Source organism: Streptomyces sp. NPDC037401 (assembly GCF_055602345.1).
Genome location: NZ_JBVJWO010000031.1, coordinates 10789 through 22867, shown reverse-complemented (window position 1 = coordinate 22867; position 12079 = coordinate 10789). Strand labels below are relative to the sequence as shown.

The window sequence follows — 12079 nt, the reverse complement described above, 5'->3', positions numbered from 1 at the left end:
ACCCCAGATAAGATGCCATATCGGCGCCCAGAATTGGTACACTTGAGTATGTCTCAGAGTCTTCGTAGCGATCAGTCTGAGTACGACCCGATTGAGTCGGGCGAGTTCGCCTGGTGCTTCTCCCACGGACGCCTGCACCGCTTCGGTGGACCTGAAGGACCGTGGTGCACCGCGCACTGGACACCACTGTCCGGGCGGACAGAAGCAGAGGCGCTCCTCGACAAGACCGCCCGCTTTGGCGAGGCGCAGTTCATCGACAGCTTGACGGGCGAACAGCAACTCGCTCTCATCGACAACCACCGTGAGCGCCGGGCGGATGCCCAGTGACCGATCTCGTCGTACACCAGGGCGCCACCCCCGCCGTCTACGACCCGGCGACCCTCGCCGTCCTCGCCGCCATGGAACAAGCCGCCGAGGAACACCTCGACGCCATCCGCCCCGAGAACACAAAGCGCGGCTACGCCAACGACTGGCGGCTGTGGGAGGAGTTCCACGCCTGGCTCGCCGAACGCACCGGCCACCAACTTCCCCTCACCGCCGTCACCAAGGGCACCCTCGTCGGCTTCGTTGTCTGGCTCGACACCGTCAAGCTCGCGGCGCCGAACTCCATCGACCGCAGGATCACCGGAGTCACCGTCACCGCCCGCAAGGAACACGGCGTCGAAGTCCCCAAGGCCGCCACCGTCGCAGCACGGGAAGCCCTCAAGCCGCTCAAGGCCGACCCCGACCGCATGGCCCGCGGCCGAGGCAAAGCACCCGCCGCCACCCTCGCCCAACTCCAGCAGATGGCCGACGCCGCCCCCGCCAGCCTCACCGGACTCCGCGACCGCGCGCTCTGGCTCATGGCGTTCGGCATGGCAGGCCGGTCCGCCGAAGTCGCAGCCCTTCGCGCCGACGGCATCACGCTCGTCAGCGAAGGACTCGACGTTCAGGTCCCGTCGGTCAAGGCCCGTCCCGCCCGCAAGGTGCGGGTCGCCTACGGCACCAACCCCGACACGTGCCCCGTCCGAGCCTGGCTCACTTGGAAGGCCGCCGCCGGAATCACGGCGGGCCCTGCCTTCCTGCCCATCAGCGTCCACGGGCAGCTCGGCACCACCGGCATGTCGGCCGCCGCCTGCCGGGATATCATCGCCCGCAGCGCCGAACGGGCAGGGATCACCGTCCGCCTCACCGGCCACTCCATGCGGTCCGGATTCATCACCACCGCCCGCAAGGCCGGCAAGCGCGAAGAGAAGATCCGCGCTCAGTCCGGCCACGCCGCCAACAGCCCGGTGTTCTGGGGCTACATCCAGGAAGCCGACGCCTGGACGGACGCCGCGTCCGAGGGCATCGGGCTCTGACAGCTACGACGAAGCCCCACCCGCGCGGGTGGGGCCGAGGTCGTCGATGAGCTTGCGGCGGACCGTCTCGAACAGGTCCGAGCCGGGCAGCGCGAGAGGCTGCCCGGTCGACTGGATGGGAAGGCGTGCGGTCATTCGTCGTCGCAGTCGCAGTTGTCGGCCTTCTGCTGACAGTTCCAGCAGCGGGGGCAGTCGCAGCCACACGCGCAATCGGCGTGCTCGGGTCCGGCGCCGTGGCAGTAGCAGCTGTTCTCGCCGCAGGGCTGGTTGGCATTGTAGTCGCTCACAGGAAAGTCCTCCGTCAGGGGTTGGCTCGGCGGCGTGCTTGCCGCTGGGTGCAGTAGTGCTCGGGCGAAGCGGTAGGGGTTTCGGTGTGCATGAGGTACCCGCAGGCGCCGCACCGAACGTATCCGGTGAGGCGCCACAGCTCGTCGGCGTCCAGGCCGTCCGGTTCGAGCGCCAGGAAGGCGGCGCGGTTCTTGATGGCCGCCACGCGGATCAGCGGGCGATGGCAAGGTAGGCGAGCGGGTTGACGCCCACGCCGTCCCCGTCGGAGGCGATCAGCCACTCGTCGAAGAGGTCGTCGCCGAGACGCTCGTTCAGCTCGTCCATGATCCAGCCCCGTACCAGGGCGAGTTCCCGGGTGGCGGGCTTGCCCTCGGTGGCCATCCAGGCGAGACACAGGGCCTCGTCGGTGAGCTTGGCGGCCATCGTGGCAACGGCGGTCTGACCTTGCTCGCGAACCGTGGTGTTCATTTCCGTCTCCCCTGCTCGCCGCTTGTTTGTGTACCTACAGAATGCTCTCGCGGCGCCCTCTTGTCAAGTTCCCCCCCGCAGATGGATGCTAGTTTCTGTACCCACATCTTCGAGGGGGAGACATGGCCCGACCTGCCACAGGCAAGACGCCGCTCCGGAACATCCGCGTACCCGACGACCTGTGGCAGGCGGCGAAGAAGGAGGCTGCCGCCGAAGGGCGCAGCCTCACTGACGTCATCCTCGGAGACCTGCATCGCTACGTAACTCGCCGGCGGCGCGAGCGAGGGGTTGCGGACGGGCCGCCAGAGACCTCAAATCCTGGCGCTTAAGGGAACGTTATGCGCTGGGTTGCGTCGAGGTCCGACGTGAGGCAGGCCACGCACCGTTCGGTACCCGCCAGGGTCTCGGCGGGCGCAGAGTGAGAACCCTCAAGAGCGCGACGATTGGAGTCTTCATGCAGTGCACCTACCCGGCCGATGGCGGCTGCACCAACGAGCGAGCGCCTGGCAGTGTCTACTGCTCCGACCACCCGCTCGATGACCTGAACTTCCACCTGCACGACCTGCGCGAAGGGGTCACCTGCCCGCGCTGCGGGGGCGACATCGGCGAGGGGTTCATGACGCACGAGTGCCCGCCCGCCTGACGCCTGTCGGCGCCCCGTGCCACACTGGCAGTGAGCCCCTGATACGGGCAGGCGTGCCAGGCGCTTGATCGGCGTCTGCGCGGGGCGGGCCGCGCGAACCCGTGCGCCCGGGAGGGGCGTAAAGTCCCGGCCCGCCACCATCGTCGTGAAGCCCCCGCCCGTGATGGGCGGGGGCTTTTCGCTGTCCGAACTCGCGTTGTCATATGCCTTCCGCCACCCCGGCCTGCGGGTTTACGGTGGCGCGACCGGGCCCCGCCGGGCCGGCGTCCCTCCCGGACCTCCCCCTCGGGAGGGCCGTCGCGCGTGCGGGTTACTCGGCAGCCGGCGGGTAGGCAATCCGCAGACCGGGCACCTCCTGCGCGACCCGTGCGACCACAGCCCGGTTCCAGGACGCTGGAAAGTCCACGTCGGACTGCGCGGCGTGGTACTCGGCATCGGTGCGGTAGACCAGGACACCCGGATCAGGCATGTCGAGCAGCGTCTGAACGATGCCGCCGACAAACTCCCCAGTGCGCGCTTCGAGGTCTTCCATCGCCAGCCGCACACCATCGGGGATGGGGTACTTGCCCTGTTCCCAGTGCCGCACGGTGCGGGGGGACACGCCGAGGTGGCCAGCGAGCCAGTCCCCGGTGAGGCCGAGGTATTCGCGGATCACCTTGAACTCGGCGTCGGTCATGCGCTCGTCTTCGGGCATGCCGGGCGGGTCGGTGTAGTCAGACATGGCGGCCTTTCATGGGTGCGCCCCGGCGCGGTGGCCGGGGCGGTGGGAGCGCGCGGGTTAAGCGTGTTCGACGGTGGCGATGTATGCGTTGTCCACGGCGGTCCAGGTGCCGGTGACGCGCCAGCCGGCTGCGGCCATGAGGTCTTCGGCTTCGCTCTGGGCGTCGTCGATGTTGCCGTCTTCGGCGTTGATGCTGGTGATGGCGTGAAGGAGGAGGTCGCCCTGGGAGGCCCAGTTGCTGTCGTCCTCGGGGTCGCCGCCGATGAGTCGGTCTTCGATGACGGAGACGTCGATGCAGCCGGTGTCGAGGGCGGTGGGGTCGTTGACGAGCCAGGCGGTGAAGTGGGTGGCGGTCATGGCCGGGTCCTTCCGGTCTGGTCTGGGGCTGTTCCCCTGACCTGATGACACCACTATAGCTTCCTAAAATAGGAAGCGTCAAGGGTGTGGTCAGTCCAGCACCCCGAGCGCGATGTCAGGCCGGCAGTGCTGGCACGCCTCGACGTCCGCGAGGGCCTGCCGCGCCTGCTGCTCGGCCACGGGGTGGATGCGCTTCCCCTTCATGTGGCAGTCGCCGCGGTGCACGAGCAGCGGCCGACCCGACAGGTCCCGCTCGAGCAGCCAGTCCGGTGCGGGAAGCGGGGGCCGCCGGACTCGCATCGCTACTTCGTGGGCTTCGGCCTGGGCGATCTGCTGGCGGACGCGGTCGAGGCTGACCGTGAGCCACGTCTCCAGGGTGCGGAGGCGGGGCAAATCCGGAGGCAGGTCGTACATGTGTTCGAGTCTACGCCCGCGGCGGCCCGGCAGTGTCAGTGGTGGGGGCTAGCGTGGACACATCACATCCACCGATTGCATGGCTGCGCGCGGTGGCTCTCGGTTCCGCCCCGTCGGACCCCGCCCCAGGGGACAGCGCCCGACGGGGCGGAGCACTGTCAGCCCTCCGGATGCCGCACGATCTTCTTCACTGCCATCTCGACGTCGACCCGGTTCAGCTGCTGCTCGGCCGCGTACTCGGTGATCGCCGTCTGTACCGCGGCGACCGTCTCGATGGTCTGCTCGCCGGCCTGGATCTCCGCCCACGCGGCACGCTCGAGCTCGATCAGATGGTCGGGAATGTCGATAGCCATCCCACGATCCTAGGCCGCCGACCGCGCGCGTTCCGCCTCGAGCAGCCGCGCCCACTCCACCACCAGGCGCGCGTACCGGTCCCGGTCGACGGGCCGCCGCTCCCGGGCCGCACGCCGGACCAGGTCCGTCAGCTCTGCACTCACCACCGCAGCAGTCCGGCTCATGCCGCGAGTCTAGGCCGGGCCACCGACAGCGGGAGTCAGTCCAGAGGGAGCGCCTGATGCGCGGCCACGATCGCGTCGATGCGCCGGGCGAGGTCGAAGTCGGCAGCGGTCAGGACGTAGCCGGCGTCGTGCGTGGTGATCGTCGCCCGCAGGTGGTCCATCCGCAGGTCAAGGTCGGCGTGGTGCTGGACCCGACGCGACCGGTCCGCGATCGTCACGATGGCCGCCACCGCCGCGTGATACCGGATCGGATAGGCGCGGGTGATCACATCCCCCCGCCGCTCCCAGCCCGGCAAGCCGGCCAGCTCCCGCTCGATCTCCTCGCCAGACAGCGGCTCAGGCACGCCCATCGTCAGCTCCCCTCCGTCACGGGCGCCAGGATCTCGGCGAGGTCCCGGCCCACCGGCGCATCCTGCCACGGTCGCATCGCCCGCTCTAGCGCGCCCAGTTCGCGGGCCATGCGTGCCGAGCGGGTCTCGACTGCGATGGTCGCCGCCTCACGGGCAATCTCCACCGCGTGATCCGGTTCCCGCGCCGCGGCGACAGCGGCAGCATGTCGGGCGAGGTACACGCCCCGGTCCCGCCGCGCAGTCCCCGGCACCGCGGCCAGAACCTGAGTCCACAGGCTGTCGGCCTCGCGGCCCAGACCGAGCCGGCCGTAGCAGGTGGCGCGCTGCACCTCGAGGTAGCCGGGCGTCCGCCGGCAGGCGTTGCCCCACGGCAGGTCGTCGTCGACGCGGTGCAGCAGGCCGCCCGCGGTGTCGATGAGCCGGTCGACCGCGGCCCGGTCCCCGGTGAGGCTGGCACCGTGGGCCTGCTGCTGCATCGCCATGATCCGCACTTTCGGGACGATGCGGTCCGCGTCGTCGAGGGCGGCCTCACACAGGTCGATAACGCCATGCCCGTCACCGAGGTCCGTCCGGACCTGCGCCAAGTTCACCAGGCTGTAGCCGATCAGGTGCGGGTCCCGCGACCGGGCGGCGATCTCCTGCGTTATGCCCCGCCAGAACGCCGCGGCGGCCAGGTCGCCGGCGTCCTGGTACAGCCAGCCGACCAGCGCCGCATAGGCCGCACCGACCCTCAGCAGGCCGCGCCGAGTCTCACCGGCCGCCGACCGGACCAACTTGTCGATCAGCTGGTACTGGGCCGACACGGTGCCGATCAAATCGTGCGGGCCGAGCAGCATGTCCGCCCGGTAGTGCCCCTCGAGCTGCTGCTGAAAATAGTCGATCAGCGCGGGGTCCACGTGCTGCGTGGCGGTCGGGCCGGGCACGAGTGCTGCCGCGGTCACCGACACGAAAGCGCGACGTCTCACGTCATCCTCTTGGTGTGCCTCGGGGCGGATCCATCCGGCGGGCGCCGGGAATCCCAGGTCCTCGGGCCACCGGCCGAGCGCGTCGTGCAGCACCATCGCCGTCTCCTCCGACGGCCAGCGCCGGTCATCCGCACGGCCCTCCCAGCGGCGCCATGTCCGCGCGGACACGGTGAAGTGCGGGTCGCCGAGGAACCGCCGGCCGTGCTGCTCGAGCGCGGCGGCGGCAGCCTCCATCGTTCGCCAGCCGGCCCGCAGCCGCGCGGCACGAAGAGCGTCGTTGCGGGGGCCCATGAGGCCAGTCTGAGGGGTCATCGCGCCTACCTGGAGCCGTGGCCGACACGTGGCCATGCATGGCCACAGCGTGGCCTATCTGCCGATCCGCGTGGCCACACATCATCTACCCATGAGCACCCAGCGCGCCGCCGATACCGCCGAGCAGGCCCTGACCGATGCGCAGTGGCGCGGCCGGGACTGCGTGCACTGCGGCATCACCCTCGGGCCCGGCGGAGCCATCACGCTCGGGCAGCGCCTGTCCTGGCGTGACGGCTACGAGATCTCGTGGATCCCCCGCGCATGCCCGCCCCACGGCGTGCTCCCCTGGCCCCCGTCCCCCTCGTCACGGCGGTAACGAGGGGGACGGGAACTATTGTCTGGCTGATTTGCGTCCACGAATCGGGGGCACACGACAGGAGTGAACCCGCCGTAAGTCCTGGCCAAGGCTTGCCGGTTGGTCACAGATTCGCACTTCCCGTGCGCACTGCGTCGACCTAGATGCGGTGGGCACCCTTCCCTACCTGTCATATGCCAGGCAGGATGGGGGTATCGGTCGCCTGGCCGAAACCCTGCTCCTGGGTGGCCTCGCGTCAGGGCAGGAGTTCCCTCACGTGACACCGAAGGACGGCTGCGATGCTGAGTAGCTGACTGAGCCGAGGGTCGGTCGTCCCGCCCTCAATCCGCTGATACGTGTTCCGCGAGATGCCGGCCCGCAGGAAGACCTTTTCCTGCGTCAGGTTGGCGTCGAGTCGCCTGGCGACGATCCGTCTGCCGACGCGCTCGGCATAGCTGGGCGGCGACGGTCTCGCCGCCTCTCGCGCCTGCTGTGGATCCCGGTCGTGCACCCACAAACGCTGCGGGTTTCATGATCATAAGTCAGCCCCAGGTGCGGGGCCATATGTGATCTTGCTGAATAACTGGCGGATCACCTAGGAGTTCAGCCAGTCAGGTCCCACCCCTGGCTGCGCTGAGGGGCCACCCGCGAAAGCGCAGCACGTCATGCGTGCCTGCCCGCAGATGGCCCCGCCGGACGTCCGTCGTCGACGGACGGGCGTCCGGTCCGACGAGTGAACCTCACAACAGCGCTGCTGTACGAGGCACTCGTTGGTCAAGATGCCGGGCCCGGATCTGTCATCGCCTCGGAGGGCGAAGATCCGGGCCCGGTCCTACGTGGGGTCTGGAGTGGGGGAAATGGGAAACAAGTGGGAGATGATCATGGGTTCTCGTGTCTACTCATGTCCCCTCGTGTCCACCGCTAAAGCAAGGCCTGCAGGTGAAAGGCCTGGTCAAACAGAGTGGCGCAGCTCAGAGGCGTGTCGATTTGATCAACCTGAAGATCTTCGAGAAGTCCAGGGAGGTGATCGCCTCGACGGTCGAGGACCGCTGCGGGAGCTGGTGCTCGGCGAGCGTGTCGAGGGAGCGCGGGTCGAGCAGTTTGACCTTGAAACCGGAGAAGGTTCCGCACACGGTGACGAGGCGGCCGCCGGAGTCGAAGGTCGCGGTGGCGCATTCGCCGCCGACGGCAGCGATCTTCTGGCTGGTCACCTGGGGGTCCCTGCCGAGCGGGCCGGACCAGGGGGAGGTGGCGCTGCCGGCGGCGTCGGAGTGCATGCCGCTGCGGCCGTTGGGCGCGAGGTACGGGTGCTGCGGCGGGGCCTCGCCGGGCAGCGGCGCGGCGACCGCGGGGCTGCCGGCGTAGTCGGTCACCAGGCGGTGGCCGGGGGCCTTGGGGATCTCCGCGGCCTGCGCCGGGAGGACCCCGTACAACGCCGCCGCTGCGGCGAGCGCCGGGGCCACCGCGCAGTTCAGCGTTCTTCGGAACATCCGGATCTTCCTCCATTGCATACGGGATCGCGCCGCCGCCAGACGCTAGATCTCGTTGCCTGAGGAGTCCATATCGGAGCCGGATGATTCACGAACGCGCAACAGTCCCTCAGGGCTTGAGGGTGCCGACCACGTTCGCCGTGGCCGCGAGGCCGTTGTGGATGGTCGTGGCCATGCTGCTGCCGGCCAGGTAGAAGCCGAGCAGCATGCAGACGAGGGCATGGGTGAACTTGAGCCCTCCGCTACGGATGAAGACCACCGCGAGGATCAGGAGCAGCAGGACCACGGAGATGGAAACGGCCATCAAAACCTCCTACGCCGCACGGACCGCGCACGACTGCGGCATTCGGGCGCCATCGTGGCGCAGCGCGGAGGCCTTTCAGGCGAACGACGTGTCCGCCGTCCGGGTTGTTGACGCAGGGTGACGGGAAGTCAGCCGGCGCGGCCCGCGGGTGCGGTGAGGCCGGACCAGTGCACGGTCCGGTCGCACCAGCGCTCCAGGAGGACCTTGTCGTGCCCGACCGCCAGCAGTCCGGCGCCGGTTTCGGCGCGGTACTCCTCGACGACTCCGACCAGGGCTGCGGCGGTGGAGGCGTCGAGCATGGCGGTCATCTCGTCGCAGACGAGCCAGCGCGGGCGCAGCAGCAGGGCCCTTGCCAGGCAGGCCCGTTGCAGCTGGCCGTCGCTGACTTCGTGCGGGCGGCGGGCGAGCAGGTCCGCTCCGAGGCCGACCCGTGCGGCCAGCTCTCCCACTGCGGACCCGGCTTCGGAGCGGCGGCCGGTGGCGCGCAGCGGCTCGGCGATCAGGTCGCGCAGCCGCAGGCGCGGGTCGGCCGCGAGCCGGGGCTGCTGGAACACCACGCCGACGGCGGTGCGTTGGGCCCTCGGGGCGCGGTGGCGCCAGGCGGTGACGGGGGTGCCGTCGAGGACGAGGGTGCCGCGGTCGGGGCGGTGCAGCAGGGCGGCGACCCTCGCGAGCGTGGACTTGCCGCAGCCGCTCGGGCCGAGCAGTCCGGTGGCCTTGCCCGGAGTCAGCGTGAGGCTCACGTCGTGGAAGACCGGTGCGCCCCGGCGGTAACCGGCGGTGATCGAGGTCAGCTCAAGCACGGGAGGGCTCCGGTACGGGGTGCTGGGCGGGGTGGTGGCAGGCGATCCCGTCCGCGAAGCCGGGGCGTACGGCGCAGGAGTCGTCCGCGGCGGGGCAGCGGGCGGCGAAGGCGCAGCCGGGCGGGAGCGCACCCAGCTCGGGCGGGGTGCCGGGCAGCGGGGTGAACTCCCGCTCGGGCAGGGCGGCGAGCAGGCCGCGGGCGTAGGGGTGGCGGGGGCCGGGGTCGCCGAAGAAGGCGTCGGCGGGGGCCAGTTCGACGATGCGGCCCGCGTACATGACGGCAACGGTGTCGGCGATGCGCGCGGCGGCCGCCAGGTCGTGCGTGATCATCAGCAGGGCGCGGCCGTCGCGGGTGTGGGCGCGCAGCTCGTCGACGGTGCGGTGGACGAGGTCGCGGTCGAGTCCGGTGGTGGGCTCGTCGGCCAGGAGCAGCGGGGCGTCGCCGACCAGGGCGAGGGCGGTGGCGGCCCGCTGGGCGAGGCCGCCGGACAGTTCGTGGGGGTACCCGTCGAGGTGGGTACCGGGGAAGGCGGCGCGGGCCGCCGCGGCTTCGGCGGCGGCGCGCAGGCCTGCCCGGGGGGTGGCGGTCAGGGCGCGGACGGTCTCTTCGAGCTGGGAGCGCACGGTCCGCACCGGGGTGAGGTGGGCGGCCGGGCTCTGCGGGACGAGGCCGATGCGGCGGCCCCGTACGGTGCGGGCGAGGGTGCGCTCGTCGGCCGCGAGCAGGTCGAGGCCGTCGGCGAGCAGGGCGGAGCCGGCGGTCTCGGCGTTGCCGGGGAGGAGTCCGAGGAGCGCGGAGGCGAGGACGGACTTGCCGCAGCCGCTCTCGCCGACGAGCGCGAGGCACTCGCCGGGGGCGAGGTCGAAGCGGGCGTCGGTCACGGCTTCCACGGGGCGGCCGCCGCGCATCCGGAAGCGCACGGAGAGCCCCTGCACGCGCAACACTGCACGGTCACATGTCACCACTGCACCGTCATGTGTCACAGGGTCAGCTCCGAACGGGTCCGGGGGTTGAGGCGCTCGCGCCAGGCTCCGGCCAGGCCGGCGATCGCGAGGGTCGGGACGATCAGGAAGAGTCCGGGGAAGAGGGTGGGCCACCAGTCGCCGGCGAGCAGCGATCCGCGGGCGCCCTGGACGAGCGTGCCGAGGCTCGCCTCGTGGGCGGGCAGCCCGAGGCCGAGGAAGGACAGCGCCGACTCGTGCCACATGGCGTGCGGGATCATCAGCACGGCCGCGAGCCCGGCCTGCGGCAGCACGCCCGGGACCAGGTGCCGTACCGCGATCCGCAGTCGCGAGGCGCCGCCGGACACCGCCGCGTCCACGAACGGCCGTGCGCGCAGCGACAGCACCTCGGCGCGGACGATCCGGGCGGTGGACAGCCAGTGGGTCAGGGCCACCGAGACCACCACCGGCCACACCCCGGGCCGGAACATCGCCACGACGAAGAGGCCCAGCAGCAGGTGCGGGACGGAGGAGAAGGCGTCGACGACCCGCATCAGCAGCCGGTCGGTCCAGCCGCCCAGTGCGCCCGCCGCCGCGCCCACGGCGGTGCCGATGACGGTGGCGACGAGGGCCGCGACGACCCCGACGAGCAGGGAGACCCGCAGCCCGTACACGCAGCGCAGCTGCAGGTCGCGGCCCACGTCGTCGGTGCCGAAGGGGTGCGACCAGGACGGCGGGAGGAGCTTCGACGCGAGATCGACGGCCTGCTGGTCGAGCTGGACGAGCGGGGGGACGAGCAGCACGGCGAGGACCATCGCCGCGACCAGCAGCGCCGAGGTGCGCACCCGCAGGGTGCGGGCGGACCGGCCGGCGCGGCCGCGGGTGCGCCAGGCGAGGTCAGCCATCGAAGCCCACCCGCGGGTCGGCCAGCCCGTACAGCAGGTCGGAGAGCAGATTGCCGGCGAGGACGGCCGCGGTGGCGAGCACGGTCAGCGCGGCGAGCAGCGGGAAGTCCACGGAGGTGGCGGCCTGCACGGTCGCGGCCGCGATGCCGGGCCAGCTGAACACCGTCTCCACCAGCAGGGCGCCGGTGATCAGTTCGGGGACGCGGGATCCGACGAGGGTCAGCACGGGGAGCATGCCGGAGCGCAGGGCGTGCCCGAGCAGCACGGTGTGCTCCCCCAGGCCCCGCGCCCTGGCTCCGCGCACCGGGTCCTCGGCCAGCGCGTCCGCCACGCCCTGGCGTACGTACAGGTAGAACCACGGCAGCTGGGAGATGCCGAGCACCAGGGCGGGCAGGACCAGGTGGCGTGCGACCTGGCCGGAGGTGACGGTGTCGGAGCCGGCATCGGTGAGCCCGCCCGCGGGCAGGACGCCGAGCCGGACGGAGAACAGCCAGACGGCGAGCAGCCCCAGCCAGAAGGCGGGCGCGGCTTCGAGGGTGTACGCGGCCGAGGTCGCGGCCCGGTCGAGCAGCCGGCCGGGACGGCGGGCCGCGAGCACGCCGAGGGCGGTGCCGAGCAGGACGGCGGTCAGGAAGGCGGCGCCGACGAGCAGCACGGACCAGCCGAGGCGCTCGGTGACGACCTGGGCGACGGGCTGGCGCATGACGGTCGAGGTGCCGAAGTCACCGGCGGAGGCGGCGGTGAGCCAGTCCCACCAGCGGGCCGTGAACGGCCGGTCGGCGCCGAGGTTGGCGCGCAGCTGGTCGAGGTGTTCCCCGGAGGCGGTCAGTCCGGCGGTGCCGGCGTAGGCCTTGACGGGGTCGAAGGGCGACAGGGCCGCGACCGCGAACACCCCGAAGGTGACGGCGAGCAGGACGGGCGCGGCGAACAGGGTCCGCCGCCCCGCCATGCGGGCCATCGGCC

At 71.1% G+C, this 12079-nt stretch carries 21 protein-coding genes and 1 pseudogene; 4 read left to right on the top strand and 18 right to left on the bottom strand.

All coding sequences use genetic code 11. The features are described from left to right. The first annotated feature begins 48 nt into the window (after positions 1–48). Complete coding sequence (locus tag ACZ7H1_RS27890) at positions 49–327, top strand: hypothetical protein (protein WP_470790537.1); 279 nt, start codon at positions 49–51, stop codon at positions 325–327. Continuing rightward, complete coding sequence (locus tag ACZ7H1_RS27885) at positions 324–1340, top strand: site-specific integrase (RefSeq protein ID WP_470790536.1); 1017 nt, start codon at positions 324–326, stop codon at positions 1338–1340. The genes ACZ7H1_RS27890 and ACZ7H1_RS27885 overlap by 4 nt, the downstream gene beginning before the upstream one ends. A gap of 3 nt (positions 1341–1343) precedes the next feature. On the opposite strand, the gene ACZ7H1_RS27880 is transcribed toward ACZ7H1_RS27885, so the two are convergent. From ACZ7H1_RS27880 to ACZ7H1_RS27865, 4 genes are read right to left on the bottom strand one after another with little or no spacing between them, the layout of a single operon-like run. Then, positions 1344–1475 carry a hypothetical protein gene (locus ACZ7H1_RS27880; RefSeq protein WP_470790535.1) on the bottom strand — a complete coding sequence of 44 codons (132 nt, stop codon included), beginning with the start codon at positions 1473–1475 and terminating at the stop codon, positions 1344–1346. Beyond that, a complete protein-coding gene (locus tag ACZ7H1_RS27875) occupies positions 1472–1627 on the bottom strand; it encodes a hypothetical protein (RefSeq protein WP_470790534.1) in 156 nt (51 codons plus the stop codon). Before ACZ7H1_RS27875 ends, ACZ7H1_RS27880 begins: the two co-directional genes overlap by 4 nt. Before the next feature lie 14 nt (positions 1628–1641). Then, positions 1642–1833: a hypothetical protein gene (locus tag ACZ7H1_RS27870; protein ID WP_470790533.1), complete on the bottom strand. Its 192-nt coding sequence runs from the start codon at positions 1831–1833 to the stop codon at positions 1642–1644. A 5-nt stretch (positions 1834–1838) separates the two neighbouring features. Continuing rightward, on the bottom strand, positions 1839–2096 hold the full coding sequence (locus tag ACZ7H1_RS27865) for a hypothetical protein (protein ID WP_470790532.1): 258 nt from the start codon (positions 2094–2096) through the stop codon (positions 1839–1841). Positions 2097–2550: 454 nt separating this feature from the next. Here ACZ7H1_RS27865 and ACZ7H1_RS27860 point away from each other — a divergent pair, with 454 nt between their 5' ends. Further along, positions 2551–2739 carry a hypothetical protein gene (locus ACZ7H1_RS27860; RefSeq protein WP_470790531.1) on the top strand — a complete coding sequence of 63 codons (189 nt, stop codon included), beginning with the start codon at positions 2551–2553 and terminating at the stop codon, positions 2737–2739. 310 nt (positions 2740–3049) lie between these two features. Here ACZ7H1_RS27860 and ACZ7H1_RS27855 read toward each other — a convergent pair whose 3' ends face one another. The 7 genes from ACZ7H1_RS27855 to ACZ7H1_RS27825 form a co-directional block, all read right to left on the bottom strand. After that, positions 3050–3460: a helix-turn-helix domain-containing protein gene (locus ACZ7H1_RS27855; protein ID WP_470790530.1), complete on the bottom strand. Its 411-nt coding sequence runs from the start codon at positions 3458–3460 to the stop codon at positions 3050–3052. Between the two features lie 57 nt (positions 3461–3517). After that, the gene (locus tag ACZ7H1_RS27850; RefSeq protein WP_470790529.1) at positions 3518–3817 is read right to left on the bottom strand and encodes a hypothetical protein; all 300 of its coding nucleotides are present in this window, start codon (positions 3815–3817) and stop codon (positions 3518–3520) included. Positions 3818–3907: 90 nt separating this feature from the next. Next, complete coding sequence (locus ACZ7H1_RS27845) at positions 3908–4231, bottom strand: DUF6233 domain-containing protein (protein ID WP_470790528.1); 324 nt, start codon at positions 4229–4231, stop codon at positions 3908–3910. 158 nt (positions 4232–4389) lie between these two features. Continuing rightward, positions 4390–4584: a hypothetical protein gene (locus ACZ7H1_RS27840; protein ID WP_470790527.1), complete on the bottom strand. Its 195-nt coding sequence runs from the start codon at positions 4582–4584 to the stop codon at positions 4390–4392. Between the two features lie 9 nt (positions 4585–4593). Then, positions 4594–4749: a hypothetical protein gene (locus tag ACZ7H1_RS27835; RefSeq protein ID WP_470790526.1), complete on the bottom strand. Its 156-nt coding sequence runs from the start codon at positions 4747–4749 to the stop codon at positions 4594–4596. Between the two features lie 35 nt (positions 4750–4784). Then, on the bottom strand, positions 4785–5099 hold the full coding sequence (locus ACZ7H1_RS27830) for a 4a-hydroxytetrahydrobiopterin dehydratase (RefSeq protein WP_470790525.1): 315 nt from the start codon (positions 5097–5099) through the stop codon (positions 4785–4787). 2 nt (positions 5100–5101) lie between these two features. After that, on the bottom strand, positions 5102–6355 hold the full coding sequence (locus ACZ7H1_RS27825; RefSeq protein WP_470790524.1) for a Twin-arginine translocation pathway signal: 1254 nt from the start codon (positions 6353–6355) through the stop codon (positions 5102–5104). Between the two features lie 112 nt (positions 6356–6467). Here ACZ7H1_RS27825 and ACZ7H1_RS27820 point away from each other — a divergent pair, with 112 nt between their 5' ends. Then, positions 6468–6692, top strand: coding sequence for a hypothetical protein (locus ACZ7H1_RS27820; RefSeq protein WP_470790523.1), 225 nt, complete (start codon positions 6468–6470; stop codon positions 6690–6692). A 235-nt stretch (positions 6693–6927) separates the two neighbouring features. Here ACZ7H1_RS27820 and ACZ7H1_RS27815 read toward each other — a convergent pair whose 3' ends face one another. The 7 genes and pseudogenes from ACZ7H1_RS27815 to ACZ7H1_RS27785 form a co-directional block, all read right to left on the bottom strand. Further along, positions 6928–7182 carry a helix-turn-helix domain-containing protein gene (locus ACZ7H1_RS27815; RefSeq protein ID WP_470790522.1) on the bottom strand — a complete coding sequence of 85 codons (255 nt, stop codon included), beginning with the start codon at positions 7180–7182 and terminating at the stop codon, positions 6928–6930. A 484-nt stretch (positions 7183–7666) separates the two neighbouring features. After that, positions 7667–8161, bottom strand: a pseudogene (locus ACZ7H1_RS27810) (hypothetical protein); the annotation flags it as partial. A gap of 109 nt (positions 8162–8270) precedes the next feature. After that, entirely contained in the window at positions 8271–8465 is a 195-nt protein-coding gene (locus ACZ7H1_RS27805; protein WP_470790521.1) for a hypothetical protein, read from the bottom strand. Positions 8466–8593: 128 nt separating this feature from the next. Next, on the bottom strand, positions 8594–9268 hold the full coding sequence (locus tag ACZ7H1_RS27800) for an ABC transporter ATP-binding protein (protein WP_470790520.1): 675 nt from the start codon (positions 9266–9268) through the stop codon (positions 8594–8596). Continuing rightward, positions 9261–10298 (bottom strand): ABC transporter ATP-binding protein, encoded by a 1038-nt coding sequence (locus tag ACZ7H1_RS27795; protein WP_470790636.1) that lies wholly within the window; start codon positions 10296–10298, stop codon positions 9261–9263. Before ACZ7H1_RS27795 ends, ACZ7H1_RS27800 begins: the two co-directional genes overlap by 8 nt. Further along, the gene (locus ACZ7H1_RS27790; protein ID WP_470790519.1) at positions 10250–11116 is read right to left on the bottom strand and encodes an ABC transporter permease; all 867 of its coding nucleotides are present in this window, start codon (positions 11114–11116) and stop codon (positions 10250–10252) included. Before ACZ7H1_RS27790 ends, ACZ7H1_RS27795 begins: the two co-directional genes overlap by 49 nt. Beyond that, on the bottom strand, positions 11109–12074 hold the full coding sequence (locus tag ACZ7H1_RS27785; protein ID WP_470790635.1) for an ABC transporter permease: 966 nt from the start codon (positions 12072–12074) through the stop codon (positions 11109–11111). The genes ACZ7H1_RS27790 and ACZ7H1_RS27785 overlap by 8 nt, the downstream gene beginning before the upstream one ends. Positions 12075–12079 lie beyond the last annotated feature (5 nt).